Raw genomic sequence first — 26,865 nt, 5'->3', positions numbered from 1 at the left:
AACCGCCGCGTAGACCTCCACAGCGAACATCCCCGCCAACCCCAAAAGGGACCAGCCTATCCAGTGGACGGGTTTTACGCCGCCCGAACCAGCACAATCACCGGCGCTCCACTGGTTGGTTTTGTCACCGCCCTACACAGCTACGCTTGAGGTCCAGAATGTCACCTGCGTGACCTGCGCGCCGATCGTAAAGAAGACGTTGTCGCGCATCTCCGGCGTCAGCCAGGTCGCGATCGTCGAGCGTGGTGGCCTGGCGACCGCGACAGTCACCTTCGATGACGAGAAGGCGACGGCAGAAGCGCTGGCGCAGGCTGTCACCAATGCGGGCTTTCCTGCGACCGTCAAGGACGTGAAGAGCGCGCGGTCGTCTGCGCCACTCTACACCGCCCTGGTGCGTTGATCTCGTGATCGACATGAAGGACCGCACCCTTATCCGTGCAGGCGCCGTCGGCACAGTCGTCGCGGCAATATGCTGCGCAACTCCTATCCTCGCGGTCTCGCTGGGGCTGGTCGGGCTTTCGGCGTGGGCGGCCAAGGCGGATTACGTCTTGATCCCGATCCTGATCGCCTCGATCGCGCTGGTCGGCATTGGACTTTACCTGCGAAAGCTCTCTTCCTCGGCGGCTGTCGACTGCTGTCAGACCGATCGAAACACCAGAAAGTTGACGTCATGAGTGATTGCTGCGCCGTGAGCGCGAAGAATGGCAACGGCCGCTACGATCTCGTCGTGGTCGGAGCCGGCTCAGCTGGATTCTCAGCCGCGATCACCGCGGCCGAGCAAGGGGCCCAGGTTGCCCTGATCGGCCATGGCACGATTGGGGGCAGCTGCGTCAATGTCGGCTGCGTGCCATCGAAGGCGCTGATACGGGCTGCAGAGGCGGTGCATCACGCCAACGCTGCTGCCACGAAATTTGCCGGCATCGCGGCGAAGGCCCATGTGGTCGATTGGAAAGCGCAGATCGCCCAGAAGGACGCTCTGGTCGCCGGACTGCGCCAGGCGAAATACGTTGACCTCCTGCCGGCCTATAACAACGTGGCGTATCACGAGGGCCGCGCGCGCTTGGTCGAAGGCGGCGTCGAGGCCGGCGGCCAGCGCTTTGCCAGCGACCGGATTATCATCGCTACCGGGACACGGCCGGCGCTGCCCACAATCTCCGGCATCGCGGATGTGGATCCTCTCGACAGCACGGCGGCGCTCGCGCTGACCGAGCTGCCGCGCTCGATGATCGTGTTGGGTGGAGGCTATATCGGCGTCGAGCTTGCCCAGACCTTCGCCCGCGTCGGCGTCGAGGTGACGCTCGTCTTCCGGAGCCGCTTGCTCCCGGAGTCGGAGCCGGAGATCGGCGCAGCGCTTGCCGGCTACCTTGAGGACGAGGGGGTCACGGTAATCGGCGACCTGGCCTACGAGTTCGTTCGCCGCACGCAGGACGGTGTCATGCTCACGGTCATTCGTGACGGTCGGCCCGAGACGATCTCTGCCGAGCGGATCCTCGTCGCGACCGGGCGCGCGCCCAACACCGAGGAGATCGGGCTGGCCGAGGCCGGCGTCGTCCAGACGCCCACGGGCGCCATTCTGGTCGATGACCGCATGCGCACTTCCAAGGCCGGCGTCTACGCCGCCGGCGACGTCACCGGCAAGGACCAGTTCGTCTACATGGCAGCTTATGGCGCAAAGCTCGCTGCGAAGAACGCGCTCAACAGCGACAGCCTGCGCTACGACAATTCCTCGATGGCGGCAGTGGTGTTCACCGACCCGCAGATCGGAAGCGTCGGGCTCACCGAAGCACGGGCGCGGGCCGCCGGATACGACGTGCGCACGTCGGTGCTCTACCTCGACAACGTGCCGCGCGCGCTCGCCGCCCGCGACACCCGTGGCTTGATCAAGCTGGTGGCGGATCGCGGCACCCGCAAGCTGCTGGGAGCGCACATCCTGGCGCCAGAAGGAGCCGACAGCATCCAGACAGCGGCGATCGCGATCCGGTGCGGGCTCACGATCGACGACCTCACGGACGCCATCTTCCCATATCTGACGACCGTCGAGGGCCTCAAGCTCGCGGCCCAGACATTCGATCGCGATGTCAGCAAGCTGTCCTGCTGCGCGGGATAGGAACAGCGGTCGAGGACGAAGACATGTCGATCAAGAACAGAACAGAGACGGCCGTCGAGATCAGGCCGGGTGTGCATCGTCCCGACTGGTCAATCGTGACGACGCCAGCGGCGCGGGCCGCGCTCGGCGGCCGCACGGCCGCTCGAGCGGGATTGCTCGATTTGTGGTCGCATGCGCTCGAGGCGGCCGAAGACCTGGTATGGCGAACGGCTCTGCGCCTTTACGGCGATAGTGGTCGTCCGCCCCGCATTGACGAGATCGCCGAACGGGCGAACCTCTCGGAGGATCGGGTCCGGGCCCTGCTGCGCAAGCTGCAGCTGCGTGACCTTGTAGGCCTTGAGCCCGGTACGGATACGATCCTGTACGCCTATCCGTTTACCCAGGCGGAGACGGGCCACTTGGTGTGGCTCAAAGGGAAGGTTTTTTATGCCCTGTGCGCCATCGACGCTCTTGGCGTCGGGGCCATGTATAGCGCCGATGCCACGGTGCAATCGACCTGCCGTGTGTGCAGCGAGATGATCCGAGTGGAAACCAGCGATGAGGGCCGCAGCCTTCTCAGCGTGTCACCATCGGATGCGGTCGTCTGGTACGACTTCGCCTATGGGGAAGATGCGGCAGCGAGTTCATGCTGCCCCACGATCGCGTTCTTCTGCTCCAGCGCACACCTGCAAGGCTGGCTCGATGAACAGATACCGCGCCGCCAGGGCGTCAGCCTGGCGATGGACGAGGCGCTTGAGGTTGGCCGCGCGATCTTCGGTCCAATTCTCCGGGAGCCCTCGTCTGAAAAGCCGGCCGGAAACACGGGTTCCGCTCGTCGCCAAGCCTAAGGCTGGTAGCAGCCCCGGTCAAAGCATGTAGCCAATGTCCGACGCCCCCGTGGGGTAGGCGAACATCGTGCTTTTGATGGCTTCTGCCGTGATCCCTTGTCGGATGGCCAGCGCGAACAGATTGATGACTTCATCAGCGTGCGGCCCGACCAGATGCGCGCCGAGAATTCGATCTGTTTCTTCTTCGACCATGACCTTGAATGCGTAGGTAGGCTCGGCCGCCTGTCGCGCGGTGAACCAATCCGACGCCTTGTGGTGCTGAGGGGCAGGACGACCAGTGAATTCCGTGTCCCCGCGCTGAAAGCGACGGCGCGTGCAGCCGAACCATCAAGACTGAACGATCTGGCTACGATCCAGCCCAAGATCGGAGCAGCGATAGCGAACGCCACATAGATTGGAACGACACGCAACGCGCCATCGAGAGCAAGTCCCAACTGCGGCACTACCGCTGCGATCACGACGAACAGGACAAGCGCAGTGGCAGGAACGGGCAGCAATCCAAGGTAGCCTGCCGCCCGTCTCGCCGTGTTGCTTCTTCCGGAGAGGACCTGCACGACCGCCGCCAGCGCGAGGGGCGCCGCGATCAACCAGGCGAAGGCATGAAGGAAGGGCTCCATTCGGACCAGCCCACGTGCTTCGTTGCCCATAAACAAAGTGAGATAAACAGGCAGGAGGAGCATCTGCGCTATGAGCAGGATCGGCGTCGATGCGAGAAGCAATCGCGCATCAGCCCGACCAAGATGGGCGAAGGTCACTACGTAGTCGATGCAGGGAGTCAGCAGCACCAACAGCACCCCCAACCGTATCATGGGGTCGGAAGGGAGAAACTGCAGCAATCCCGCCACAAGCAGCGGGATGACGAGAAAGTTGGTGACGAGCAGCGATCCGAGAACGGGAAGGCGGGTAAAAGCACGAGCGAGATCGGCCAGAGGCACTTGCAGGAAAGTCACAAAAAGCATCAACGCGAGCGTCGGATTAATGAAAATCTCAAGAATCGCCGTTTGCGGCAGCGCCAAAGCGGTAGCGGCCGCGATGGCAATCGCCGTGAAATAGATCGTAACTTGGTGGGTTTCGAGAGCTTCGCGCACGACGGACATCGGACCGTATTAGCTACTCATCTCGCCGACGTGCAACGTCGCTGCTCAGATATGATCCTTGTGCTCAGGCTCACCGAGGTTCTCGACGCGGATGTCGGCCGAGAGGCGGCCGGCGCGCTCGAAGACGAAGGTCACCGGGATGAAGCTGCCGGGCTCGACCTTGGCGTAGAGGCCGATCAGCGTGATCTGATGCGTGCCCGGTCTAAGCGACACCCTGCCATTCGCCGGCACGGCGAGTTCGTCGAGCTCCACCGGACGGACGATGCCGGTCTTGGTGTCCAGCGCCTTCAGGATGGCGTGGTGGGCTGCGGCCGTCTCGATCTTGAGGAGTCGATCCGGGCGAGCGCCGTTGTTGGCGAAGGTTGCGTAGAACGGAAACTGGTCGCCCTTCAGCGCCGATCCCTTGGCCCAGGGGTGGATCACGGCGACGCCGCCACGCTGCGCCACCGGCTCTGGATGGATCTGCCCCATGGCGAGCAGACCAGCCCCGATCAGGACGGCAAGGCCTCCGAGACGCCAGGCCGCTGCGCCCGAGAGCAGCGCAAAGGGCTTGATCTCGGCGGCGGCCGCCGCCGCGAACCATTGCCTGACCCGCCTCAAGATCGGTCTCCTTGCGCGCCTGGAGCGACATTGGGCTGTGCGGATACGGCCTCTGATCGGGCCTTGCGATAGTCGGCAAGAGCGGCCAGCAGCATCAGCCCTACACCGGCCGAGATCGCGATGTCGGCGCCGTTGAAGGTCGGCCAGTGCCAGTCGCCCCAGTGCAGGTCGATGAAGTCCGTGACGGCGCCCTGACGCCAGCGGTCCTGCGCATTGCCGAGCGCACCGCCCGCGACCAACGCCAGACCGACCCGCTCGAGTCGGATCCGGCTTCTGACAGCCCAGACCATCAGGCCGATGGCGACCGCGACCTTGAACGCGGCCAGCATGCCCGGCCACGCCTCCAGCGTGTCGCGGCCGATCCCGAAGCTGACGCCGTAATTGAAACCGAGGCGCAGGTTGAGGAACGGCGCGATCTCGATGACGCGCGGCGGTGCCATGACATAGGTCAGGATGAGCCATTTCGAGAGCTGATCCAGCGCTGCGGAAGCGAGCGCCCAACCAAGGACTTCTCCGAGTCGCTTCTGCAACGTCATGGCGCCGTGCTTTCCGGGGTGGTGCGGGTCCCGAGCCAACGCCGCACCCGCTGCTGGTAGTCGCGATAGGGTTGGACGAGGGTCTGCGAGAGGACGCGTTCCTCGATCCGGACCTGGAGAACGATGGCGACGAGGAGCGCGAGCGTCAGCACGGCCTGGATAAGGCTGGGCAGCACGATGAACAGGCCGATGAAGAGCAATGCCTGGCCAACGAAGACCGGGTTTCGCGAGATGGCGAAAGGGCCGCTGTCGACGATCGGGCCGAGCTCGCCCTCCGCCGCGCCGATGCGCCAGGAGGCGCCCATATAGCGCTGGGACAGGATCGCGAGGCAGGGTCCGACCACGACGAGAAGATGGCCCAGGACATCGACCCACGGGCCATCGAGCGCGCGATGGAGCGGGTCTGCCTTGATCGGATTGCCGACCAACGTCAGCACGATGGGCCAGAGCACCGCGCCGGCAAAGGCGAGGCGAAACAGCATGGCGGGCAGCGCCTGCTTCTCGCGGCCTTTGTCGAAGAGCCAGATCGGCCGTCCCGCTTCCTCGGCAAGGACGGCCGACATGGCGAAGAAGCTGATGACGTAGACGACGGTCATCAGGTAGCTGGCGATTTCCATGCCCGACATGGCGCGCTGCTCCCGGTTAGCCGGCGCGGCCGGCGTTGAAGCGGAGCAGCCGCAGGGCATTGGCCGTCACGATGACCGTGGCGCCCGTGTCGGCCAGGATCGCGACCCAGAGGCCGGTGTAGCCGAACACCGTGGTGACGAGGAACACGGCCTTCAGACCGAGCGCGATGGCGATGTTGACCCGGATGTTGCTCATGGTCGCCCGCGCCAGCCGGATCATGGCGGCGACATCGCGCACCCGGCTCTTCAGGATCGCCGCGTCGGCGGTCTCCAGCGCGACGTCGGTGCCCGAGCCCATCGCCACGCCGATGCCGGCGGCGGCGAGCGCCGGCGCGTCGTTGATGCCGTCGCCGATCATCATGACAGAGGCCTCGGCCGACAGCGCCTTGACTGCCGCGACCTTGTCCTCCGGCATCAGTTCGGCCTTGTGCTCCATGCCGAGCGAGCCGGCGATGGCCGCTCCCGTGCGGGCGTTGTCGCCGGTCAGCATCAGCGAGCGGATGCCCATCGCCTTCAGCTCGGTGATGCCGGCGGCGGCATCCTCGCGCGGCTCGTCGCGCATGGCGATCAGGCCGGCGAGAACGCCGTCCGCGATCACGGCCGCGACGGTCTTGCCGGCGGTCTCCAACTGCTCCACGGCCGCCTTCGCCTGGTCGTCGAAGGTGGCTCGCGAGAGCGCGTCGCGTGGCGCCCCGACGAAGATCGTGACTCCGTCCAGCGTGCCGGTGACGCCCTGCCCGGCAATGGCCTTCGCCTCGCTGGCGTTGCGCACCGGGATCGCATGCGCCTTGGCGCGCTCGATGATCGCTAGCGCCAGCGGGTGGCTTGAGCCCGTTTCGACCGAGGCAGCCAGTTCCACGACATCGCGTTCGGTCCGTCCCAGCGCGACGACCTCCGTCACGCGCGGGCGACCCTGCGTCAGCGTGCCGGTCTTGTCGAAGGCGACGATTCCGGTCTTTGCGGCGGCCTCGATGACGACGCCGCCCTTCATCAGCAGGCCCTGGCGCGCGCCGGTCGAGAGCGAGGCGGCGATCGAGGCCGGGACGGAGATGACGAGCGCGCAAGGGCAGCCGATCAACAACAGGGCCAACGCCCGGTAGATCCAGACCGACCATTCAGCCCCGAGCAGCAGCGGCGGAACGATGGCGACGAGCACCGCCAGCCCGACGATCGCCGGCATGTAGATGCGCGAAAACCGGTCGATGAAGCGCTCGGTCGGCGCGCGCGCCTCCTGCGCCTCCTCGACCAGCCGGATGATGCGCGCGATCGTGTTGTCCTCGGCAGCCTTGGTCACACGGACGCGCAGCGCCGCCTCGCTATTGACCGAGCCGGCGAAGACTGGATCGCCGACGCCCTTGGTCTTCGGCACCGACTCGCCCGTGACCGGGCTTTCGTCGATGCCGGAGACGCCGTTCGTGATCTCGCCATCGGCCGGGATGCGATCGCCCGGGCGCACCAGCACGGTCTGGCCGATCATCAGGGCAGCGGCATCGACCGTTTTTGTTTCGCCATTCTCCTCGACGATCGCGGTCTTGGGCACGAGGTCGCCGAGCGCCCGGATCGAGGCTCGTGCCCTGTCCGCCGCGACGCCCTCCAGAACCTCGCCGACGGCGAACAGGAAGACGACGAGCGCAGCCTCCTCGGCCGCCCCGATGAACAGCGCGCCCGTGGCGGCGATCGTCATCAGCATCTCGATGGTGAAGGGCATGCCGGCGCTGGCGGCCGCATAGGCCTTGCGCGCGACCGGCACGATGCCGATCACGCAGGCCGCGACGAAGGCCCAGTAAGCGGCGGCGGGCCAGACCAGGCTCGAAGCCCAGGCCCCGGCGAGCAGCGCGCCTGTCGTCAGCACGAGACGGCCCTTATTGGTCTGGTACCAGGACATGCCGTCCGGCGTCGCCTCATGGACATGGCCCGGCAGGCCGTGCCCGGTATCGACGGGCTGTTTGCCGATCGTGTCGGCCGTCGCATGCCTGGCGGCGTGTCCATCATGGTTATGAGAATGGCTATGACCCGCATGATCGTGCCCGGCATGATCTTCATGCTCGCGACGATCAGCGGTTGCGGGGCTCGACGCTTGCGTCTTCGGCGCAACGACGGCGGTGGTGAAGCCGAGGCTGGCGATGCGCTTTTCGATTGCGTCGCGCTTCGTCTGGGTCTCGTCCAGCGCGAGCGTCAGGGTTTCAAACATCACCGAGAGCTTGACGTCGCGGACGCCAGGCAGACGTTCGATTGCGCCACGAATGGTCGCGGCGCAGCCCGGACAATCCATGCCGCCGACCTTCCAACTCAAAGTCTGGGGCTTGATATCCGAGGTCGCTGTCATGTCGTCTCCGCTTGCAGGCGCTGCGAGACGACCTACATACGATCTCTAGCCACTTCAGGTTCAAGGGGTAAAATGCAGATGGACGCAAAAAACCTCGCGCGCGTCATGCCGATCGGATCGCTCTCGGATCGGACCGGCGTGAAGGTCGAGACCATCCGCTACTACGAGCAGGTCGGGCTTCTTCCGCAGCCAGAGCGCTCGGAGGGCAACCAGCGCCGCTATGGCCGCGCCCATGTCGAGCGCCTGGCCTTCATCAAGCATGCCCGCGACCTCGGTTTTCCCGTCGACGGCATCCGGGCCCTCCTCAGGCTGTCCGACAACCCCGGCATGGCCTGCGACGAGGCTCACGCGATTTCGGTCGCCCATCTCGATGACGTCCGCCACAAGATCGCGCGGCTCCGGTCGCTGGAGAAGGAACTCGAGCGCATCGCCGCGACCTGTTCGGGCGGCGTCACAGCCTGCGATTGCGCGATCATCGAGGCGCTGGCGGACCACAGCCAATGCGGGCATGATCGACATTAAGGCGACCTTTGTCCTTCTCGCTCAACGTTACCTCACCGGTTCATCGTTCTTTCCCATGAGGCTTTGAATCGCTGCGATCAGGAACGTCGGTCCGATCTGTTCGAGCCCTCTGCGCAGCAGAGCCCAATTCCCGCAACAACTGCTCCCGCCGCGTCTCGGGATCAGGCATTTTCGCCACAAATTCCCGCACCTTCATCGCCAGAGCCCGATCGCTCCCCTTCCCGGTCCGCTCGAGCTCCTTGGCGTGAGCCAAGTACTGAGCTCGAATCTTGGCCTGCCGTTCGCGAGCCTTTGCCTCCCAGGGGTGTGCGCCGCCGACGCCGGACTTCGCCGCCCGAACGACGTCGTCCCTCGCGCCCTTCTCGGTGTCCGGAACCACACCGCGTCGACGCAGCGCCACCACCGTCCCCTTGTCGTGCTTGCGCACCTTCCCTCTCGTCCGCCGCGGCGTCGCCTCGGCCGCAACACCGCGCACGCGCAGCTCCTGTGCGAACCGCTCGCGCCAGGTCGCCAGGTCGGCCTTTCGCGGGTTCAGCCGCTTTCCGTTGTAGCCCTGCGAGCGCACCGTCAGATGCACATGCGGGTGCTTGTCGTCGAGATGCTGGACGAAGACGTAGTCGTGGTTGGCCTCGAAGGTCTCCATCGCGAAGGCCCGCACGGCATCCTTTACCGCGATCGGATCGGTCCCAGGCGGCATCGACAGGATGATATTGACCGAGACGCTGCCGTCGCGACGCCGCTTGTCGTCGAGCACCGTGTCTTCGGTCCAGCGCGACTGAAGATCCTTGAGGCCCTCCCTGCCCTGCATCAGGGAACCCTGCTCGGTCTCTGCTGTCAGTTCGCCATTGCGCATGATGTATTCGAGATGGGATTTGAGATGACCAGCGTCTTTGGTGCGCCCGGTGATCTTCACCATCACCTCTGGCGCACGACCCACGATCCGTTCGAGCCGCGCTCGCATTGCCGGCGTGACGCGCTGGGGCGTAACCGGATCGGGAATGTCGGCCTCTGAGACGCGCGGCCGCCGCACCGGCGTCCGCCAGACATAGGAGATCGGCGGCATATCATCGAGAAGCTCTTGCGCGCCTTTCCCGCTCATCAGCGGCCCTCCCAATAGGTGCTGGTCCGTTCGAGCACATCCTTCAATTCGCCCTGGAGTGCCTCCAGCGCCACACGCGCATCATCCAACCCGGACTTGGAGCCTCCGGCCGAGCCACCCTCGCCACCGTTCGCGGCCCGCGCGATCTGATTGATGTTGCCGCCGATCCGATTCAGCTCGCGTGCGATCGCTCGCAGCGCCTCGCGCTCGCCATCAGACTGCTGCGCCGGCGCGCCAAGACGGGACCGCACCAGTGACGTGATCCACTGCGTCCGCGTCATCCCCCGCGCCGTCGCCATCTCGCCAAGCTGACGCAGTTCGCTCTCGCGGAAGCGCACCGTCACTTTCTGCGGCGAGCCGACCGCGACCGGCGCTCGCTTCGATTCCGGCGCGCCGACTGCGCCCTCGAGCAGCCGCCGGATGAGCGCCGACTTCCCACCTTCCGTCGCCGCCAGCGCCGCGAACTGAAGCGCCAACTCATCCGAAACCCGCAACGTCAGCGTTGGCATCAGGGCGTCCTCTCGACAGTCACGAGAACCATCTACGCGCCAAAGCGCGTCGCCACGCCAAACTGGCGTAATAATTCGCTGGCGGCAAGCCTATCCTGCACTAACAAGCAACTCCAAGACTCTCAACAATCCTCCTCGGTTAACGATTCGTGAAGGGGCAGCTGATGAGCGCTCTCGGCGGCCCACAGCAAACCGGCGATGCTGTCCCGGTTTAGGAAATGAGACCGCCCTTGGAATGACGCAGTGTGGTTCAAACCACACTCTGAGTGAGGCGCTGGTCTCGCAATGTCAGCCGAGGAGAACCGCTTCGATCCGAAGCGCGGTCACGCCCGCATCCTCAACCGAGCCGTCATCGAATGCAACGCGCGCGAACCCGTGGCTTCTCGCCGACGCATCATCGAGCACCAACGCACCGCGCCGCTTGCCGACACGGACCCGCACAACAGCCACCCCCTTAGCCGCAGGACGCGATTGCGGCACTATCGCTGCGGGAGTGCGCGCACTCCGGTCAGGTCGACCACTCTGCTCGACGCGCTCCATGGAGCCATCCGTCTCGTCGGCCGTCGCATCGATCGATCCTGGCAGCGTGCCGGATGCTCGGACCGTCGCCGCAAACTCCCGCGCCTGACCATCGGTGAAGGCCGTGCCGTCCTCGACCGCGCGCTCAACCTCTCCCGGCTCCTGTCGCCAGGCCTGATAGAGTTCGTAGACGGCGCGGATCGAACTCGTTGCCAGCATCTCCTGCAGGAAGGGCGGCATCTTCGGCACCGCGCCATAGCGCGAAACCCAGTCGCGCGGTTTGCCGAGACGTCGCGCAACCTCGGTCTGCTTCTCACCGGCCTCGAGCCGCGCCGTGATGAAGCGTGCGATCTCGCTGGGCTTCAGATCATCGCGCTGGATGTTCTCGACCATCTGGGCGTAGGGGTTCGCTTCATCCGCATCCTGAATGAAGATGGGCGCCTCATTAAGCTCGGCGAGCTTTGCCGCCCGGTATCTCCGCGCTCCCATCACGATGATGAAGCGCCCGGCCTGTTGCGCGCGCCGGACCACGATCGGCTGAAGAATGCCATCGATCCGAACCGAGGCCGCCAAGTTCTGTAGTTCCTCCTCGGGAAACTCGCGCCGCGGCTGATCAGGATCCTCGTCGATCAGGTCCAGTGCGACCTTGAGCGGCCGACCGTCGGACGCGTTGCCGACAGCGACGTCAGCGAGGTCCTTGAAGCTCAGATCCAGCGCCATGCCATCACCCCATCTGCTCGACGATGCGCGACAGCACGGTGCGGATTTCGCGACCGGCCTCCTGCGCCGAGCGCTTCTTCAATGTCCAGACCGGAACGCCCTCCGCCACCGCCTCGGCATAGCCGTCACGCGCGACGATGTGGCCCGGAAAGACGTGCTTGCCCGCCTCGCGCAGAAGCTGGTCGAGATGCGTCCGTTGGCGCGGTGACTTCGTGTTGAAGTTCGACGGCAGCAGCCCGAGGAACTTCATGTCGGAGCGGCCATAGCGCTGCTGCACGCCGATCACGGTCTGGAGAAGACCCTTCACGCCCTTCACCGAATAGTCCTCGAGATAGATCGGCGACAGTACATGCGTCGCGGCGACGAGCGCGGCCACGCTGCGCAGGCCGAGCGAAGGCGGCGTGTCGATGACGCAGACGTCGAATGCATCGCTCACCGAGCGCAGATTGTCGCGAAACTGCTGGATGCCGGCCGCGTCGCCGCGATCAACGTCGGTGAGCGAGCTGTCCGAAGCCGCGAGCGTGATCCCGTCGGCCCCGCCAGCCACAGGCACCCTGCCTGGTCGAAACAGCTCGGCGGCGGTGACGTCGACACGATGCCGCTTCATCGTGTCGGTGGCATTGCCCTGGGCATCCGCGTCGATCAGCAGCACGCGACCGCCGGTCTCGGCGAGGTGCCAGGCAAGGTGGACGGCGAGCGTCGTCTTGCCGACGCCGCCCTTCTGATTGTTGATCACGATGGTCTTCATGGCGAACGCGACATGACGCTGGTCCCGGCAACTCCGATGCGGGACGCCTTCTGACGGCCGATCGCGGCGATGACGTGACGGTGCGGTTCAAACCACACCGCGGGCGAGGCGGCATGGACAGCTCGCGCCTGCGCGCAGCGAAGCAAGCGCAGGCGCGGGCGACATGCGAAAAGCCGGCCCGACGCGTGTCGCGTCAGACCGGCCAGTTCGATTCGTGATGTTCAGAACGGCAGCGCTGCGAGATCCACCGCCTGGCCCGCAGCCCAGACCTCGACCTTCGTGAAGTAGGCCGTCTCCGCATCGCTGCGGTCCTGCTCGGTCAGGAATTCCAGCTCGTGCTGCGCTTCGCGCCGCTCGCGCGGCGTCAGGCAGGCATTGTTCAGTTCGGCCTTGATTTCGGCAATCTGCTGATCGATCGGCATGGTCATGAGAACCTCCTTCGTCTTGAATGGACGAAGGCGCGCCACGCGTCGGTGGAGACCGGGTCAAGGATCGGCGCAGCCGACCGCCGGAGGCGGCGCGTGGGGGAGCCGAAATGCGAAGCATTTTGGGGGCACCGCACGTCCTTGAGGCGGGCTCCGCCGGCCGTACACTAGGCCGACCAGAGAGCCCCTCCAGCTCGCACAGGAAGCGCCAGGGCGGCTAACAAAGCTCAGAGCGTGCAAGGATCGAGATGTGGTTTGAACCACCAATTGCCAAAAGTGTGGTTTGAACCACAAAGCGTCCGCCGACCGCTTCATCGGGTCAGTTGTGGTTCAAACCACATCCGAACTGGCGGGTAGGGAAAAGGCGGACCGTTGCGCTGGCGATGCCGGGTCCGAAGGATTGGCCCCGCCTCGCGGCGGGGCCATCTTGGACTGGTCTCAGTCGCGGGTCGGCCGGGACCAGATGAGCTGCAGGCCGTCGCTGCCCTCGACCTCGATCAGCGTGGCATAGATGGCGGCAGGAAAACTCGGATCGTCGAGCTTGACCGAGAGATAGTCGCGCCCCTCGGTCGAGGTCTTTTGCCAGGCCGCGCCGAATTCGACATTGCCTGCGAGGATGCGAAAGGCCGGGCCCTTTTCGGATGGCCGCTCGGGTCGCACCATCTTGGCTTTGACGTTGAGGTTGAGGGTCTTGATCGTGCCGTTGAAGCCGTCGCCGTTCGAGGTGAAGCTACCGATGATCGCCATTGTGGAGTTCCTTCTGCTTGTTCGAGACCTTGCGCCCATCGCGGCCTCGATGGCAGTCAAAAGACCGGAGGCGATCGACCTGCATCCTGAAAGGACCGCAACGCAGTGGAGGACGGTCGGGCGCGACTTTCTTGCTTCGCGAGGAATGGGACCGAAGGGCCCAGGGGAAGAAAGTCGCGGACGGCCGTTGCAGGTGTGAGAGCGAGACGGCGCGCCAGCGACGACGGCCTCCGGTCAGACATGCCCATCGAGGACGCAGTGGACGCAAGGCCCAGCAAACGCCCGGGAAACGCATGGTGATAGCGCTCTCCGCAAATCCCGAACTGGCTCTGGCATCATCGAGCTCGACTATTCATGCAGCCTCCGCGATCCAGCCTGCCTGCGGCTGAAGCCCGTGGAGATAGGAGACGGCCCGCTGTGCATGCGCCGCGGCCGAAAAGATGAAGCGCTTGTCGTTGGACAGAACCTCGAGCCAGGAAGCGAGATAGCTGGCGTGATCTGGACGCGGCTCCAGCTCCGGCGCAATGCCAAGATCGGCGCAGAGGAAGCAGCTTCCAAGTTCCGCGATCAGCTCCTCGCGCGCCCTCTCGCTGCGGTCCTTGCCGTAGCGGCTAAGGTCGCGATTCACGCGATATGGGGCTGCTGTCCAATGGGCCGCCTCATGGCTCAGCGTCGCGACATAAGACGCGCCATCGCGAAACGTCGCAAAGGGCGGCATCTGAATATGGTCCGTCGCCGGGGAATAGTAGGCGCGGTCGCCACCATGTCGGATGACGGCGCCGGTTTGGGCGAAGAAGCGATCGGCATGGTCGATCCGCTCGATCGGATCGCAAGCCGGTTCGGACTGGTTGCGATCGTTGGCGGGCAGGCCGTCGATCTGCTCGGCGTTGAAGACCGTGTATGATTTGAGGAATGGAATTTCGCGATCGACCACGTCGCCCGAGGCATCGGTTTCGGTTTTCTTGAAGCGGCTGGCGAAGACAACCATCGATCCGCTCTCGCCTTTGCGGACCGCGCCGCCGAGTTCAAGCGCCTGCTTGAATGTCATCCAGACCGGGGAGGAAAAGCCGCGCGCCGCAGCCTCAGACCAGAGCAGGAGCACGTTCATTCCGCTATAGGGCAGCCCGTTATGCCGTAGTGGCCGTGTCACGTTTCCGCTGCCACGATCTGAACGCCAAGGCTGCATCCACGGGCGCACGCCCTGTTCCAGTTGCGCGACAATCCTGTCGGTGATCCGGGCATAAATGTCCGCGCGCGGTTTCTCTTCTGACTTGCTCATGATCCAACCTCCTTGTGGAGGTCGCGCCGATCGCGACCCCGTCACGAAAGGTCGAAAAGCCGGGAGCCCAGGCGATGGCTGCACCTGAAGGGCTGGAACGAAGTGGAAGACGGCAAAGCCGTTGCAGCCGATGCCGTCCCGGCCAAGACCGTCGGCCGGGACGGGTCGCGATCGGCCGATCGGACTTGGCAGTCCTATCTCGTGTCCGAGGGCTGGCGCCGGGGGCCGAGAGCCGCTATCTTCTGACTAGCTGACTAGCTCGAATATCATGACGAAAAGAGCTGCGTGAATGGCCAAGGCAATACCTCAAGGACGATGGAAGCTCGAAGACGCAAAAGCGCGCTTCAGCGAAGTCGTGCGTCACGCTCGGACCGTGGGGCCGCAGCGGGTGAGCGTGCGAGGCCATGACGCGGTCGTGGTCATGAGCGTCGAGGAATTCGAGCGTCTGGTTCCGCAAGAGCAGCAGGCGCCCTTCGTCGACTTCATGGAGAGCCTGCATCTGGACGGGCTCGACTTAGCCCGCGAAGCGGATTTCGGGCGGGACGTCGAACTTTGAAAGGCTGGCTTCTCGACACCAACGTCGTCGCCGCGCTGATCAATCCCAATGGTGCGCCGTCCGTCAAGGGATGGGCGCGCGACCAGCGCGAGGACAGCTTCTTCATCAGCATCCTGACGCTGGCCGAATACGACAAGGGGATTTTCAACCTAGCGCCCGATCATCCCGACCGGCCGAGATACAAGGCCGCCCGCGACGCCCTGGCGCAACGATTCCAGGATCGAATGCTCGGCGTCAGCAACCCGGTCGTGCTGGCCTGGGGGCGGATGTCGGGAGAGATCAGGCGGGCGAGCGGTCATCCGCCGCCGGTGATCGACACGCTGCTGGCGGCAACGGCGATCGAGTACGACTTGTATCTCGTGACCCGCAACACCAAGGACATGAGCGCCACCGGCGCGGTGGTGTTCGATCCTTGGAACGATGATCCGGAACGGTTTCCGGTTCGATCTATCGGAAAACGGTTGCGGTGAACGGTTGTCCGATCGCACGGACCGTAGAGATAGCGAGCGGGGCTGACGCCCCGCTCGCCAAGCCTCAGCCGAAGGCGGCCATCTGAGCCGCGGCCGCCTTGCGATCGACGGATGGCCCGGCGGTTTCCGCTGCTCGCTCGTAGGGCTTCCATCGTTCGCCGATGACCTGCTCGTAAGCCGTAACTGCACCTTCTGCGGCCATAAGCAGTGCATGCGCCTGGACGCCCATGTCGGCCGCGAATTCTCGTTTGCGCTGGGCGGGGCCGTCGAAGCCGACCGGGCCATCGACATCCTCGTCGCGAGCATCGCAGGCCGATTTGGCGGTGGCGTCGCGTGCCTCGGTGACTGCGCGTGAATAAAACTGCCCGGCGCCATGGGCCGAACCGACATAGGCGCCGACGATGCGCTGCAGGTGGATCTGCATCGCCCGCTCGCCAAGCGCTTCCTGCAGGCTGGCGGCGGTCTCTACGATCAGCCGCTCGTGCATGTCGCGGATGCCGTCGCCGTCGAGGACCGGGAGCCCGAAACTCTCGGCAATGAGGAGCGCCTGCTGCTGGTCGGGGCAGGCGAGCCGGGTCATTTCGATGGTCGTGCCCTTGCGGAGCGGAACGACGCGGGCGCTCTCGCGGGGCGATTGTGCGGTCTTGGCCATGGAATGTTCCTTTCTTCGGTTTCGCCTCGAGCGTCGCGGCCAGCGCTTGGCCGTCGTCCCCTCGGGTGCGGTCGATACGAACCGTCGAATGCCCTGGCGCATCAGGGCCCGGCCTATGCCAGGCGAGCGGACGAGGCTTGCGGCCAAGCAGGGCGTAAGCCCTCGCGAAGGACGCTGCGCCTCGTCTGCGAGATCGGCGAAGGCCGGCCGCCACGCGGCGCGGCACGCGGCCTTGAAGCGCCTGGCCGACGGTTTAGACCGCAGCAAACCCGAGAGGACAAGGGCCAGCCCGGCCTCGCCTCAGCGACGCTACCGAAATAGACAGTCGGGGCCTCGCAGCAGCCATGCGCCGCCGATTGCCTCGGAGCTGACGGATCTGCAGCGCCCGCCCCCCGCGTCGCCCGGTCACGCCGCGCGCGAAAGCGCGATCTGCTGACGCTCGTGATGGGCGGCGATGGCCTGGTCCTGCCGCGCGAGCTTGCGCGACAGCGCGTCGATCTCCGGCTGACGCTCGGCCGTCAGCGCAGCCAGGGTTGCGCGATAACGCTCCAGCACCATGCGCGCGCCGGATGTCTCGCCTCGCTGCAGGCCCTGCCGTCTGCGCTGCTGCGGGACCAACGCGGTCGCGCGGCGGATGATCTGCCGGTCGATCAGCTCGAGCTGGCGCTGGATCTGCCGGCGCGCTTCCTCCATGCGGGAAAGCTGCGCCAACGTCTCAGGGAGGATCGTCATCACGATACCCTGCCCTGCCAGCCGAGGAAGCTGGAAGGACCTCCATAAACAGCATGACGGATCGGATTGATGACGAAGCCGAACCGGCCGACCGCGTATTCGTCCGCTGGAACGAGAAAGCGACGCTCCTCGGTTCCCTCGCCGCGCCGGCCGCCTGGCGTGGCGACGCACTCGACAAATCCCTTCTGCTGTCCGGACGCGATCGCCGAGACCACGATCCAGTTCTCGGCATGAAGCTCATGAAAAGCCCGCCGGTCCTTCTCATGGGATTCCCCCGGCGCGAGCACGACGCCGAAGATCGTCTCCCATGCGTCGGGCCAGCTATCCCTGACCGAGCGCTCGGCGCAGCGCCGCTCGAAGCGGGTAAAAAGGTCGGGGAAGGTGATGGCGACGATCGCCCAGGCGCAGTCCTCCTCGTACCAGCCAACTTCCGCGCGCAACAGCGCATGAACCTTACGATTGCGCTCGGCCGAAAGCTTGAAGCCGCCATGTCCGGCGGTGAAATGCGATTCGACGCCCTCGGCGTAGACTGTCGCGCCCTGTGAGACCCCCCATGGCGTCTGCACCCATCTGTGGACGTCACGGCGACCGAGCGCCCTCTTCTCGCGCTGATGCTCCGCCTGCTCCAGGACCTTTGCGCGGAAAGCCGCCTCATCCGCCAGTTCGCCGGAATGGCCGTAAAAGTCGGATCGACGCCATTCGGTGAGTGGGCGCGGAATGCGCCAGCCCGTCGCGAGATAATGACGCCGGTCGCGCGCCGGCAGCATGGCGAAGGCACTGACGCCGACGCGGGCGACTGGGAAACCTGCAATCGATCGCCCGAACTCGACCTCCGGCACTTCGGAATCCGCGCCGGTCGCGGGGTCGCAAGCCAATGCGCTTGTCATGCCGCCCTCCCCTCGACGACAGCGGCCCCGACCTCGTCGGCCGTGACCTCCTGAAGCACGGCGCGCGGATAGCCATGACGAGAGAGCCATTCCTCCGCCGCCGCGAGGTTTGACGCGAGATGGACAAGCTCGGCATCCGCGCCGACCCGGTCCAACACGCGCACCGACCCGATCGCCGGGCGCTCGACCGCGCTGAAGTGTAGGGTGGAGTCCAGCGAGAAGCTGCGATGGACCCGGATCGCGACGACGCCCCCAGTGCCGAAATCCGCTTCGTGCAAAGTGAAGCTGGCGGACAGGCTGAGATTGCCCATGCTCCTGCTGGGCTGCTTCCGGATCAGGCGGCCCTTGCCGTTGTTGGTCAGCCAGGCTGCGAGTTTCCTGGTGAAGCGCGCCAGTGGCCGCGGCGTGCCGTCGGACCAGGCGATGGTCGAGCCGATGGGTGCATGATCGAATATTGCGTGCGCGGACATGTTGTCCTCCGTGATGGCGCTGCGTGCAAACGAAACCGCCGCCGGCATGAGGCCGGCGGCGGGAGGTAAATCGGGCTTGAGTGAGGAGGTCGGGGTTATTCCGCCGCGACACGGTAGGCCTCGTCGATCGCCTCGGGATCGAAGTCGTCGAGTGCAGCGGCATCGCCGGACCCGATATCAGCATCGTCCGCCGTGACGTCGGCGTCGTCATCCGCGCCGACCGCGCTCTTCGAACGCCAGGTGGCGACCTCGGCTGCGGTCGGTGCAAACAGCGCGGTGGGATGAACGAAGCGCGCTTCTCTGAAGTGCTCGACGAGCGCGGCGCGCGTGTCCTTCACCCGCGCACGGGGAAGCACGGACGTGTCCTTGCAAGAGCGCTCCAGCGCCTGGCGAGACAGGCACGACAGGAACTCGTCCGTGCCCATGGTCGGCAGAAAACCGTCCGCGCCGACCGCGTCGCCGGCAAGGCGCGCAACGATGCCGCTATTGGTCCGGTTTTCGCGGGCCGAGATGATGTCGATCAGGGCCGAGCGCGCTGCGACCCGCAGCGTGTCCATGTCAAAGGAGAGCTTGCCGTCCTCGCCGACGAGGCCAACGGCATGCCGCTCCATCCGGGCGAACCCATAAACGTCATCGGATGCGCCAGACTGGACCGAGATGTTTCGACCGGCGAGCGCGAGCACCAGCAGCGCCATCAGCGTATCGTCCTCGATCGGCGCCCGGGCCAGTGCCTCGTGCAGCGCATCGGTGCGCAGGTCGCCGATCATCTCGATGCCCTTGCGGGTCACGTCCGGCCGGGGCTTCACCATCACGATCGCATCGTCGCCAGCCGCCTCGTCCGCGCCCTTGTTCTTCTTCGGCTCCGGCAGCCGAAAATGCACGCTCTGCACCTTGCCCTCGCGGTCGAGATACATCGCCGTGCGGTCGCTCTTGCCCGGCTTGCCGTGGACGCGCTCGGCCTTGGGCGGGAGCACGACCTGACCCCAGTTGTTGACGTCGGTGATGACGCCGCGCTTGGGCAAATGGATCGTCATCCACTCCTGCTGCGCACCAAGGAACCCCTCGACATTGGTGGTGTAGCGGCTGTCCTCGTCGGCCGGCGCGAAGAGGTCTTCGACCCATGCGATCCCATAGGCCTGGGCCAGATCATCGCCAAAACTCGCGTCGCGCGCGTACATGCGCTTCTTCGACAGAGCGTTCGCTACGCTCCACCATGATACCTGCGGGTCGCCCTTCTTCGGCTTCTGCGCCTTCCAGACCTCGCGCTGTTCGTCGAGATTGGCGGCCGCGATCGCGCGCAGTTGCTGCTCGCCCGGCATATCGCCCTTCGCCATGTGGTCCAGCATCGCCGGCAGCACATTCGCCAGCAGCCTTAGTTTCCTGATCTGGCGCACCGGCAAGGCGAGCGCGATGCCGATCGCTTCTTCTGTCCAGCCGAGCGAGACGAGACGCTCGATCGCCCGCCACTGATCGACCGGGTTCAGCGGCTCCCGGGCAATGTTCTCGACGATGCTGCGCATCGCGCCATTATCGTTGGCGGCATCGACGACCAGGACGTCGATTTCCTCCAGCCCGGCCGCGATCGCCTGCTTCACGCGGCGATGCCCGGAATCAATGATGTATCCATTGCCGCCATCGGTCTCCGGCGCGATCACCGGCGGCTGGACGAGGCCGACCGCCTTGATCGTCGCCAGCAGCAACGCGTCGGCCTGCGGTGTGGATTTGGTCTGGCGCGAACGATCGGAATTCTCCTTCAGCGCGCGCGGATCGACTTTCATGAGATGCATGGGGGAAGCTCCTTCAGAGGGTGCGGGACACGGCCTCGACCTGTCCGGTTCAGTCTTCTTCCCGAAGACCCCTCCCAGGCCGCGGAGCGGACAGGTCGGTGCAACTGCGGCCGAGCATGTCGGTCCGGATGGCCAAGCGGGGCAAAGCCCTGCGCGGGACAACGGACCGGGATCGCGACGGCGGCGGTTGAGCGTCAGTGTCACCGGAATGGCCGGTCGGCGAGCAAGGTTCATTTTTTCTCTCGCCCCGCTTTCCGCCCTTCTGCTCAGATCAAGCTGCGACCGCCGGCATCGCATCAGGTCCGTCCGTATCGCTCGCCAGCGCTGTCTCGATCTCGACCAACTGTCGGCGTTTCTCCGCCAGCTCCTCGCCGAAGGCGAACGTGCCATCCTCGCGCGACCGATACGACGCGAGCCGGCGCTGGGCCTCAGCGAGACGCTGACGATACCGCTCCCGCTCGCCCTCAAGATCCCCGAGTGCGTGTTCGAGCCGCGACACCGCGCCAAGCGGCGTCACCGTGACCGGCAGATCGATCTCGTGCTCAGCGCCGGTACGAAGCAACATCGTCTCATAGCGATAGCCATCGCGGCCCCCGCGCTCGCCGCTGAACTCCAGTTCAAACCCGCCGATCATGGCGATCACCACCTCCCCCTCATGCCGCATCTGCACGAGGGTCAGGATTTCCCGGAGCAAGGCGCGTCCAGCCTCCTTGCGCTCGCGATAGGGTGAGCCCGCCACCGTCATGGCGAATGCGTCGCCGGTGGTCGGAACGAGGCGCTCGATGTCGCGCCCAATCTCGTCAATCCGGCGGGTCGAGACCGCGCTATCCCGTTCGGCATCGCGAAGCTGCCGACGCACGGCGAACTGATCGTCCTGATGGGCGGCACGCAGGCGCTCGAGCCGGGCGATCTCGGCCTCCAACCCGGCCTTCTGCATCAGCCGCTGATCGCCCGACGCGATCGCTTTCGCCATCGCGAACTGGTTGGCCTGCCCCTCGCCCAGATCCTCCAAACGGCGGATCGAGGTGTCGCCTGAGAGTGCCGCCGCGATGAAGCGGGCCTTGCGCTCATTGTTTTGCCACATCGTGGCGTCGAGCGAGCCTTGCGTCGCATAGGCGAAGATGTCGACCTCGTCATGCTGGTTGCCCTGCCGCACGATCCTCCCCTCTCGCTGCTCGATCTGCGAGGGCAGCCACGGCACGTCAAGATGATGCAACGCTTTCAGGCGGAGTTGGGCGTTGACGCCGGTGCCCATCGTCTCCGACGAGCCGATCAGAAAGCGCACCCGGCCGGCCCGGACATCGCCGAACAGGCGCTGTTTGGCCTCCGACTTCTTGAAATCCTGCATGAAGGCGATTTCGGAGACCGGCACGCCGCGTCGGACCAACTCGTCGCGGATCCAGCGATAGGCAGAGAACCCCCGGCTCTTCTCGACGCTGATCGTGCCGAGATCGGAGAAAATCATCTGCGCGGCGCCCGTCGCCTCGAAGGGCTTGCCATCGGGCCGGACATAGGTTGCGTCCGTGGTTTCCCGCCATATGCGTAGCGCGTTCCCGATAAGCAGGTTGAGCTTGTTCTCCGCGTCGTTGTCGTTGTCGGGATCGACCAAGCGCAGATCGATCGCGGCATGGCGGCCATCGGTGATGACCGAGAGCAGGATGTCGTCGCCGGGCTCCGGCGGCCGGTCGCGCATCTCGATCGCCTTGATGCGTTCGTCAAGCAGGCGCTGATACGACTTGAAGGCCGACGTCGGTTTGGCGGTCAGAATCTGACGGCGGCCGGTCGAGATCGCCGGCACCTTCACATAACGCCGCAAATCGTCGGGAAGCACGACATCCGCGAAGGAGCGGAACATGGCGATCAGCTCGGGCACATTGACGAAGCTGGCGAAGCGCGAGACCGGCTTGTATTTGCCCGATGGCTGCAGCTCGAGTTCGGTCGTGGTATCGCCAAAGGTCGAAGCCCAGGCGTCGAACTCATGCAGCCCGCGCTGGCGAAGCGCGGCATGGTCCATCAGCCGCTGCACCGAGAACATCTCGCCGAGCGTGTTGGTGATCGGCGTACCCGAGGCAAGGACGAGCGCCCGGCCGGGGTTCTTCGTCTCGACGAAGCGCGACTTCACATAGAAATCCCAGGCGCGCTGCGAGCCGTTGGGGTCGACGCCCTTCAGTGTCGACATGTTGGTGGCGAAGGACAACTTCCGGAACTCCTGCGCCTCGTCGACAATGATCTGATCGATGCCGAGCTCGGAGATGGTCAGGAGATCGTCCTTGCGGGTCGAGAGCGCCTCCAGCCGCTCCTTCAATCCCTCCTTCAGGCGTTCGAGGCGCTTGCGCGAGACGCGGTCATCGGTCTCGACCTTCGTCAAGAGGCTCTCATAGAGTTCGAGTTCGTCCTGAATCATCTGCTGCTCGAAGGCGGACGGCACGTCGATGAAGCGGAACGCCGAATGGGTGATGATGATCGCGTCCCAGGTCGCGGTCGCAGCGCGCGACAGAAAGCGGTGGCGTTTCTCCTTCGTAAAATTGCTCTCGTCGGCGACGAGGATGCGGGCGTTCGGGTAGAGCGCCAAAAACTCCCGCGCGACCTGCGCCAGGCAATGGCCCGGCACGACCAGCATGGCCTTGGCGATCAGCCCGAGCCGACGCTGCTCCATCACGGCGGCAGCAAAGGTCATGGTCTTTCCGGCGCCGACCGCGTGGGCAAGATAGGTCGACCCAGTCGCGATGATCCGCCAGATGCCGCGCTTCTGATGGGGGTAGAGGGTGAAAGCGCCGCTTGCGCCAGGCAGGTTCAGATGCGAGCCATCAAAAGCGCGCGGCGCGATGTTGTTGAAGCGGTCATTGTAGACCCGCGCCAGCCGGTCGGTGCGTGCCGGATCGGACCAGACCCATGTCTGGAATGCGGTCTTGATCTTGTGCAGCTTCTCCTTGGTGGCTTCGGTATCGACGACGTTGAGCACGCGCCGCTCGCTGCCGCCCTCCTTCACCGTGTCAAAGATTTGCGGGATGCGGCTGTTCAGCGCGTCGGTCAGCAGCTCGCCGGCATGGCGACGGCCCGTGCCCCAATCGGAGGTTCCCGCCGCCAGCCAGGCGAGCTGGCGCGCATCCACTGTCCATGACGCCAGCTCCGGCATGTGGCGGATCGTGATCTCGGCGCCCATCGCCTCCTTGACGAAGGCGACGACGTCGGCTGCCGGAATCCACGGCGCGCCGAGACGAGCGGTGATGTCGGAGGGACCGAGATCGGCCGGCTGGACCGCGACCAGGGCGCGGACATTGCGCTCGAATGCGGGGTCGAGCGCTGCCGCGGCTTCGGCAACCTTCAGCTTGTCGCGCACCGGCCCCGACAGATAGGCGTCCGCCATCAGCCAGGTGCCGTCGGCCGGATTCCGGAAGATCGCGTCGCCCAGCTTGACGATGACGTTGGCGACATCCCGATGGAGAAGCTCGGCAATGTGCTCGAGATCGACGCGGCCGCGCTCGTTCAGGACGACGGCAAGCGCGTCGGCAGCCGAAGTAATAACGGGCGCGGCAAGCGGCGCGATGACGCGCTCGCTGAAGAGAGGACCGGGCTTTGCCGTGTCGGTATCGAGGTCGTAATCCTCGATCGAGGCGACGAGCCAGCAATCGGGATCGTCAAGGAATGGCTGCAGGTTCGGACGGCGATGGGTTTCGCGGACCTCGCCCGTTGACTCGTCCTGAGAGATCGAGACCGTCGTGTGGTTGATCGGCCCGAAGTCGCGCAAAAAGCTCGACCAGGCGATGCGCATGCGAACCTGCTCATCCTTCCAGGGCCGGTCCTGTTCCTGGCAGCTGAGGACCTCGCGCATGGCGTCACGGATCGGGATCAGCTTCTGGATGATCCGGACGTGCTTTTCCGGGACGCCCTCGGCGCTCCGCCCTTTTCGAACCTTCACCGCGACGGGCTGGCCGTCTACGAGCTGCATCAGCCCGCGGCGTGTGTCGACGAAGTAACTGCCCTCGCGGATGCGCGTCTCGTGCGGGAGAACGAGATCAACGTCCGACGCTTCCCCGTCGTCGAGATCGACCGCTTCCGGCTCGCCGTCATAGAGGCTCTCCGGGAGGAGACGGATGGCGGCGTTCAACGCGGCGTCGAGCGCGACGTCGGGCTGGGGCAGACAGGTATAGGCCTCGCCGAACGGCCCTGTGGTGAGGGCGTGCGTGCCAAGCACGAAGCCGGGATTGCGCACGAACCAGCGATTGACGCGGATCGCACCCTCGTCTGCCGTGGCGGCCCGCACCTCCTCGATATCGACCCATGCGAGCTCGCCTTGCGGCTCGCCCAGCTTCCGCTTCCTGAAGAACAGGATGTCGACGACGACGTCCGTCCCGGCGTCGGCGCGGAAGCTGCCTTGCGGCAGCCGAATCGCAGCGACCAGATCGGCAACTTTCGCGATCTTCTCGCGCGCTGACGCGTCCACCTTGTCCATCGTGCCATGTGAGGTGACGAAGGCCGCCAGCCCGCCAGGCTTCAACAAATCGATCGAGCGCGCGATGAAGTAGTCGTGCAGCCGCAAGCCCATCGAACGATAGGCGCGGTCGGAGCGGACCATGCGATCGGAAAACGGCGGGTTGCCGATGGCGAGGTCGAAGTTCGAAGGTAGCTCGGTTCGGGCAAAGTCGCCGGCGAGGATGCGAGCGCGCGGCTGCAGCAGCCGGGCGATGCGCGCCGTCGTCGGATCAAGCTCGACGCCGGTGACGTGGGCGCAATCGCGAAAGGCTTCCGGCATGAGTGCCGCGAACAGCCCGGTTCCGATGCCAGGTTCGAGCAAGCGGCCACCGCGCCAGCCGAGCCGCCGCAGGCCGGCCCAGATTGCCCGGACGATGAACTCCGGCGTGAAATGAGCGTACTGCGTGCAGCGCGCCAACGAAGCGTAATCGGCGTCGCTGACCGCATCCTGCAGCGCGCCGCCGATCGTCTCCCAGCCCTTCCGGAATGTCGTTTCGCCCGGCCGCAGGAAGACGCCATTGGCGAGGTCGGAGGCGCCGAATCCTGTGAAGCGGATCAGCCTGCGCTGTTCGTCCAGCGTCGCCGGCCGCTGCTCAACTTCGATTTGCGATGCGATCCGGATCGCAGCAATGCTGTCGCGGGCACGATCCTTCCAGTTCGCAGCCAAACCGCGATTGTCCTCAAGGACGAAGTTGGCCCGACCAAGCGTTGAAAGCCGCGGCCCCGACGGAACGATCCGTTGCGCCGGCGTCGGCGGCGTGGGCTCCGGGTCATCGTCGTCATTGGCTACGACGTCGCCGGCGAAGGCCGTCACGCCGAGGCTCAGGCCCGATGAGAGCGCGGTGTCGTTGAAGAGGTCGATGGTGAAGGGATCAAGAGACAAGTGGTGATCGTGAGCCATGGCGAATTCTCCTCTGATCGGGGCGCGCGCCATCGCTCCCGCCGGATCAGGTCCGACGGGAGGTTTGGTCGCGGGCGATGGATGGTGGGTGGGTGGCTGGTTCAGCCGGCGGATCAGCGCCGGGCCAGGGCGAGCGACAGGGCGCTGTCGGTCATCGTGATCGTGAGATGCGTCGCCGACGGCGCGGCCATGAGCAGCTTCACGAGCTCGGCTGCATCGAGAAACTCGACGCCGTCATCGCCGCCAAAGTGCTGACGCTTGTAATGCCAGTAGTCGGGATTGGTTTTTGGATCGCACTCCTGGGCGTAGACGACGAGCGGACGCTGATCCTCGGCAAGCTTGCCGTTGGACATGATGTAGACGCCCTCATCGCCGACCAGCCATACGCCCGGTCGTTCGTCCTGCCCGGAAGCGAGGCCATAATGGGGATTGCGAAAGCCGCCATTGAGGACGGCGTCGATCCGTCCGCGCGTGATGACGGCGCGGACATCCGTGACGGAAAAGCTGAACATCACCGGCGCCCATCACGCCGCGATCGCGTCGGGCAGATAGCGCAGATGCACGGGGAGCTTTTCGCTGATCTCGCTATCCGTCAGACGGTCGAGAAGTTTTGACGTCGTCCCGTGCCGGCCCCTATAGACCGTGACCGTGCGCTTGTCTCTCTCGGGCGCGGGCCAGCGCCCGTCGGCATAGCCGCGATAGTCGTCATGGGTGCTCGACCAGATGTGCTCCAGACGCTCTTGCCGCGTCATCGCCCGAACGGGTCGGGTTTCGCGCTCGACAATCGCCTCGCGCATGCGCCTGCCGGAATTGATATCGGCGAGATCGCAATAACCGTGGAAGTACCGGGCCCGGCCGTCGATCCACAATGTGAAGAAGACGCTGGTGATCGAACCGGTCAGAAACTCGCGCAGCGCGAACATATCGACCGCCAAGATGACTGGCGGCAGGGCCTCGAACATATAGTCGTGCGCCGCCTGGCCGATCTCGAACCATTCGCCGGCGTAGAGCGAGCCGGCGTTACCCTGGCCGCGATCGGGCCGCTGGGCATGGCGGTCGAACATCGCAAACATTTGGCGCCGGTCGGCGACGCCCTGAAACACTTTTCGGATGGGGGAGAGGGTCATGAACTGGCTCCTGTGGACTCGTCAGACCGGAGCGCGGCTCATCCTCGCGACATCGCCATCATCTTCGGCTCTTCCTGACCCCTCCCTTGCGGCCGCCTCGCCGTCCGGCCGGGTCAAGGGCCG

27 protein-coding genes are annotated in these 26,865 nt (G+C 65.3%); 7 read left to right on the top strand and 20 right to left on the bottom strand.

All coding sequences use genetic code 11. The features are described 5' to 3' along the window. Window positions 1–115: 115 nt before the first annotated feature. From Q8S38_RS16040 to merB, 4 genes are read left to right on the top strand one after another with little or no spacing between them, the layout of a single operon-like run. Entirely contained in the window at window positions 116–400 is a 285-nt protein-coding gene (locus tag Q8S38_RS16040) for a cation transporter (protein WP_371125895.1), read from the top strand. Window positions 401–413: 13 nt separating this feature from the next. Continuing rightward, window positions 414–674 (top strand): mercury resistance system transport protein MerF, encoded by a 261-nt coding sequence (merF, locus tag Q8S38_RS16035; protein ID WP_305681382.1) that lies wholly within the window; start codon window positions 414–416, stop codon window positions 672–674. Further along, window positions 671–2,107 carry a mercury(II) reductase gene (gene merA, locus Q8S38_RS16030; protein WP_371125897.1) on the top strand — a complete coding sequence of 479 codons (1,437 nt, stop codon included), beginning with the start codon at window positions 671–673 and terminating at the stop codon, window positions 2,105–2,107. The genes merF and merA overlap by 4 nt, the downstream gene beginning before the upstream one ends. Window positions 2,108–2,130: 23 nt before the next feature. Continuing rightward, complete coding sequence (gene merB, locus Q8S38_RS16025) at window positions 2,131–2,934, top strand: organomercurial lyase (RefSeq protein ID WP_305681380.1); 804 nt, start codon at window positions 2,131–2,133, stop codon at window positions 2,932–2,934. On the opposite strand, the gene Q8S38_RS25055 is transcribed toward merB, so the two are convergent. Genes Q8S38_RS25055 through Q8S38_RS15995 form a run of 5 tightly spaced genes read right to left on the bottom strand, consistent with a single transcriptional unit; the run spans window position 2,931 to window position 8,119 of the window. Further along, complete coding sequence (locus Q8S38_RS25055) at window positions 2,931–4,031, bottom strand: arsenic resistance protein (RefSeq protein WP_465247598.1); 1,101 nt, start codon at window positions 4,029–4,031, stop codon at window positions 2,931–2,933. The genes merB and Q8S38_RS25055 overlap by 4 nt on opposite strands. A 45-nt stretch (window positions 4,032–4,076) precedes the next feature. After that, complete coding sequence (locus tag Q8S38_RS16010; protein WP_305681379.1) at window positions 4,077–4,631, bottom strand: copper chaperone PCu(A)C; 555 nt, start codon at window positions 4,629–4,631, stop codon at window positions 4,077–4,079. Continuing rightward, the gene (lspA, locus tag Q8S38_RS16005; RefSeq protein ID WP_305681378.1) at window positions 4,628–5,167 is read right to left on the bottom strand and encodes a signal peptidase II; all 540 of its coding nucleotides are present in this window, start codon (window positions 5,165–5,167) and stop codon (window positions 4,628–4,630) included. Before lspA ends, Q8S38_RS16010 begins: the two co-directional genes overlap by 4 nt. Next, window positions 5,164–5,793 carry a methyltransferase family protein gene (locus tag Q8S38_RS16000; protein ID WP_305681377.1) on the bottom strand — a complete coding sequence of 210 codons (630 nt, stop codon included), beginning with the start codon at window positions 5,791–5,793 and terminating at the stop codon, window positions 5,164–5,166. The genes lspA and Q8S38_RS16000 overlap by 4 nt, the downstream gene beginning before the upstream one ends. A gap of 16 nt (window positions 5,794–5,809) precedes the next feature. Beyond that, window positions 5,810–8,119: a heavy metal translocating P-type ATPase gene (locus Q8S38_RS15995; RefSeq protein ID WP_305681376.1), complete on the bottom strand. Its 2,310-nt coding sequence runs from the start codon at window positions 8,117–8,119 to the stop codon at window positions 5,810–5,812. A gap of 78 nt (window positions 8,120–8,197) precedes the next feature. On the opposite strand from Q8S38_RS15995, the gene Q8S38_RS15990 reads away from it, so the two are divergent. Further along, a complete protein-coding gene (locus Q8S38_RS15990; protein WP_305681375.1) occupies window positions 8,198–8,641 on the top strand; it encodes a MerR family transcriptional regulator in 444 nt (147 codons plus the stop codon). A 40-nt stretch (window positions 8,642–8,681) separates the two neighbouring features. On the opposite strand, the gene Q8S38_RS15985 is transcribed toward Q8S38_RS15990, so the two are convergent. The 7 genes from Q8S38_RS15985 to Q8S38_RS15955 all read right to left on the bottom strand — a co-directional run bounded on the left by Q8S38_RS15985 (window position 8,682) and on the right by Q8S38_RS15955 (window position 14,687). Then, the gene (locus Q8S38_RS15985) at window positions 8,682–9,740 is read right to left on the bottom strand and encodes a relaxase/mobilization nuclease domain-containing protein (protein ID WP_305681374.1); all 1,059 of its coding nucleotides are present in this window, start codon (window positions 9,738–9,740) and stop codon (window positions 8,682–8,684) included. Continuing rightward, complete coding sequence (locus Q8S38_RS15980; protein WP_305681373.1) at window positions 9,740–10,249, bottom strand: plasmid mobilization protein; 510 nt, start codon at window positions 10,247–10,249, stop codon at window positions 9,740–9,742. The genes Q8S38_RS15985 and Q8S38_RS15980 overlap by 1 nt, the downstream gene beginning before the upstream one ends. A 288-nt stretch (window positions 10,250–10,537) precedes the next feature. Next, on the bottom strand, window positions 10,538–11,488 hold the full coding sequence (locus tag Q8S38_RS15975) for a ParB/RepB/Spo0J family partition protein (RefSeq protein WP_305681372.1): 951 nt from the start codon (window positions 11,486–11,488) through the stop codon (window positions 10,538–10,540). 4 nt (window positions 11,489–11,492) lie between these two features. Continuing rightward, complete coding sequence (locus tag Q8S38_RS15970; protein ID WP_305681371.1) at window positions 11,493–12,236, bottom strand: ParA family protein; 744 nt, start codon at window positions 12,234–12,236, stop codon at window positions 11,493–11,495. 221 nt (window positions 12,237–12,457) lie between these two features. Beyond that, entirely contained in the window at window positions 12,458–12,664 is a 207-nt protein-coding gene (locus tag Q8S38_RS15965) for a hypothetical protein (RefSeq protein WP_305681370.1), read from the bottom strand. A 435-nt stretch (window positions 12,665–13,099) separates the two neighbouring features. Continuing rightward, entirely contained in the window at window positions 13,100–13,408 is a 309-nt protein-coding gene (locus Q8S38_RS15960) for a DUF736 domain-containing protein (RefSeq protein WP_054207737.1), read from the bottom strand. Window positions 13,409–13,760: 352 nt separating this feature from the next. After that, window positions 13,761–14,687, bottom strand: coding sequence for an ArdC family protein (locus Q8S38_RS15955; RefSeq protein ID WP_305681369.1), 927 nt, complete (start codon window positions 14,685–14,687; stop codon window positions 13,761–13,763). A 289-nt stretch (window positions 14,688–14,976) separates the two neighbouring features. Here Q8S38_RS15955 and Q8S38_RS15950 point away from each other — a divergent pair, with 289 nt between their 5' ends. Together Q8S38_RS15950 and Q8S38_RS15945 are read left to right on the top strand one after the other, a co-directional pair. Further along, entirely contained in the window at window positions 14,977–15,243 is a 267-nt protein-coding gene (locus Q8S38_RS15950; protein WP_305681368.1) for a type II toxin-antitoxin system Phd/YefM family antitoxin, read from the top strand. Then, window positions 15,240–15,713: a type II toxin-antitoxin system VapC family toxin gene (locus Q8S38_RS15945; protein ID WP_305681367.1), complete on the top strand. Its 474-nt coding sequence runs from the start codon at window positions 15,240–15,242 to the stop codon at window positions 15,711–15,713. The genes Q8S38_RS15950 and Q8S38_RS15945 overlap by 4 nt, the downstream gene beginning before the upstream one ends. A 64-nt stretch (window positions 15,714–15,777) precedes the next feature. Here Q8S38_RS15945 and Q8S38_RS15940 read toward each other — a convergent pair whose 3' ends face one another. From Q8S38_RS15940 to Q8S38_RS15905, 8 genes are all read right to left on the bottom strand, one after another. Beyond that, complete coding sequence (locus tag Q8S38_RS15940; protein WP_305681366.1) at window positions 15,778–16,365, bottom strand: hypothetical protein; 588 nt, start codon at window positions 16,363–16,365, stop codon at window positions 15,778–15,780. Between the two features lie 405 nt (window positions 16,366–16,770). Beyond that, window positions 16,771–17,058, bottom strand: coding sequence for a hypothetical protein (locus tag Q8S38_RS15935; protein ID WP_371125894.1), 288 nt, complete (start codon window positions 17,056–17,058; stop codon window positions 16,771–16,773). 38 nt (window positions 17,059–17,096) lie between these two features. Further along, window positions 17,097–17,984, bottom strand: a complete 888-nt coding sequence (locus Q8S38_RS15930; protein ID WP_305681386.1) for a DUF7007 domain-containing protein — start codon at window positions 17,982–17,984, stop codon at window positions 17,097–17,099. Next, on the bottom strand, window positions 17,981–18,454 hold the full coding sequence (locus Q8S38_RS15925) for a hypothetical protein (protein WP_305681385.1): 474 nt from the start codon (window positions 18,452–18,454) through the stop codon (window positions 17,981–17,983). Before Q8S38_RS15925 ends, Q8S38_RS15930 begins: the two co-directional genes overlap by 4 nt. A 95-nt stretch (window positions 18,455–18,549) precedes the next feature. Next, a complete protein-coding gene (locus tag Q8S38_RS15920) occupies window positions 18,550–20,241 on the bottom strand; it encodes a ParB N-terminal domain-containing protein (RefSeq protein ID WP_305681364.1) in 1,692 nt (563 codons plus the stop codon). A gap of 271 nt (window positions 20,242–20,512) precedes the next feature. After that, the gene (locus tag Q8S38_RS15915; protein ID WP_305681363.1) at window positions 20,513–25,615 is read right to left on the bottom strand and encodes an N-6 DNA methylase; all 5,103 of its coding nucleotides are present in this window, start codon (window positions 25,613–25,615) and stop codon (window positions 20,513–20,515) included. A 113-nt stretch (window positions 25,616–25,728) separates the two neighbouring features. Then, window positions 25,729–26,127 carry a DUF3085 domain-containing protein gene (locus tag Q8S38_RS15910; protein ID WP_305681384.1) on the bottom strand — a complete coding sequence of 133 codons (399 nt, stop codon included), beginning with the start codon at window positions 26,125–26,127 and terminating at the stop codon, window positions 25,729–25,731. Between the two features lie 12 nt (window positions 26,128–26,139). Beyond that, window positions 26,140–26,742 carry a DUF1419 domain-containing protein gene (locus tag Q8S38_RS15905; RefSeq protein WP_305681362.1) on the bottom strand — a complete coding sequence of 201 codons (603 nt, stop codon included), beginning with the start codon at window positions 26,740–26,742 and terminating at the stop codon, window positions 26,140–26,142. Between the last annotated feature and the right edge of the window lie 123 nt (window positions 26,743–26,865).

The organism is Allobosea sp. (assembly GCF_030695125.1).
Lineage (GTDB): Bacteria > Pseudomonadota > Alphaproteobacteria > Rhizobiales > Beijerinckiaceae > Allobosea.
This window is presented reverse-complemented; position numbering and strand designations above follow the sequence as displayed.

Excerpts from the sequence above, each read along its gene's own strand:
- merF (WP_305681382.1), top strand. The coding sequence starts at position 414 with ATGAAGGACCGCACCCTTATCCGTGCAGGCGCCGTCGGCACAGTCGTC.
- merA (WP_371125897.1), top strand. The coding sequence starts at position 671 with ATGAGTGATTGCTGCGCCGTGAGCGCGAAGAATGGCAACGGCCGCTAC.
- merB (WP_305681380.1), top strand. The coding sequence starts at position 2,131 with ATGTCGATCAAGAACAGAACAGAGACGGCCGTCGAGATCAGGCCGGGT.
- Q8S38_RS25055 (WP_465247598.1), bottom strand. The coding sequence starts at position 4,031 with ATGTCCGTCGTGCGCGAAGCTCTCGAAACCCACCAAGTTACGATCTAT.
- lspA (WP_305681378.1), bottom strand. The coding sequence starts at position 5,167 with ATGACGTTGCAGAAGCGACTCGGAGAAGTCCTTGGTTGGGCGCTCGCT.
- Q8S38_RS16000 (WP_305681377.1), bottom strand. The coding sequence starts at position 5,793 with ATGTCGGGCATGGAAATCGCCAGCTACCTGATGACCGTCGTCTACGTC.
- Q8S38_RS15995 (WP_305681376.1), bottom strand. The coding sequence starts at position 8,119 with ATGACAGCGACCTCGGATATCAAGCCCCAGACTTTGAGTTGGAAGGTC.
- Q8S38_RS15990 (WP_305681375.1), top strand. The coding sequence starts at position 8,198 with ATGGACGCAAAAAACCTCGCGCGCGTCATGCCGATCGGATCGCTCTCG.
- Q8S38_RS15985 (WP_305681374.1), bottom strand. The coding sequence starts at position 9,740 with ATGAGCGGGAAAGGCGCGCAAGAGCTTCTCGATGATATGCCGCCGATC.
- Q8S38_RS15980 (WP_305681373.1), bottom strand. The coding sequence starts at position 10,249 with ATGCCAACGCTGACGTTGCGGGTTTCGGATGAGTTGGCGCTTCAGTTC.
- Q8S38_RS15975 (WP_305681372.1), bottom strand. The coding sequence starts at position 11,488 with ATGGCGCTGGATCTGAGCTTCAAGGACCTCGCTGACGTCGCTGTCGGC.
- Q8S38_RS15970 (WP_305681371.1), bottom strand. The coding sequence starts at position 12,236 with ATGAAGACCATCGTGATCAACAATCAGAAGGGCGGCGTCGGCAAGACG.
- Q8S38_RS15965 (WP_305681370.1), bottom strand. The coding sequence starts at position 12,664 with ATGACCATGCCGATCGATCAGCAGATTGCCGAAATCAAGGCCGAACTG.
- Q8S38_RS15960 (WP_054207737.1), bottom strand. The coding sequence starts at position 13,408 with ATGGCGATCATCGGTAGCTTCACCTCGAACGGCGACGGCTTCAACGGC.
- Q8S38_RS15955 (WP_305681369.1), bottom strand. The coding sequence starts at position 14,687 with ATGAGCAAGTCAGAAGAGAAACCGCGCGCGGACATTTATGCCCGGATC.
- Q8S38_RS15950 (WP_305681368.1), top strand. The coding sequence starts at position 14,977 with ATGGCCAAGGCAATACCTCAAGGACGATGGAAGCTCGAAGACGCAAAA.
- Q8S38_RS15940 (WP_305681366.1), bottom strand. The coding sequence starts at position 16,365 with ATGGCCAAGACCGCACAATCGCCCCGCGAGAGCGCCCGCGTCGTTCCG.
- Q8S38_RS15935 (WP_371125894.1), bottom strand. The coding sequence starts at position 17,058 with ATGGAGGAAGCGCGCCGGCAGATCCAGCGCCAGCTCGAGCTGATCGAC.
- Q8S38_RS15930 (WP_305681386.1), bottom strand. The coding sequence starts at position 17,984 with ATGACAAGCGCATTGGCTTGCGACCCCGCGACCGGCGCGGATTCCGAA.
- Q8S38_RS15925 (WP_305681385.1), bottom strand. The coding sequence starts at position 18,454 with ATGTCCGCGCACGCAATATTCGATCATGCACCCATCGGCTCGACCATC.
- Q8S38_RS15920 (WP_305681364.1), bottom strand. The coding sequence starts at position 20,241 with ATGCATCTCATGAAAGTCGATCCGCGCGCGCTGAAGGAGAATTCCGAT.
- Q8S38_RS15915 (WP_305681363.1), bottom strand. The coding sequence starts at position 25,615 with ATGGCTCACGATCACCACTTGTCTCTTGATCCCTTCACCATCGACCTC.
- Q8S38_RS15910 (WP_305681384.1), bottom strand. The coding sequence starts at position 26,127 with ATGTTCAGCTTTTCCGTCACGGATGTCCGCGCCGTCATCACGCGCGGA.
- Q8S38_RS15905 (WP_305681362.1), bottom strand. The coding sequence starts at position 26,742 with ATGACCCTCTCCCCCATCCGAAAAGTGTTTCAGGGCGTCGCCGACCGG.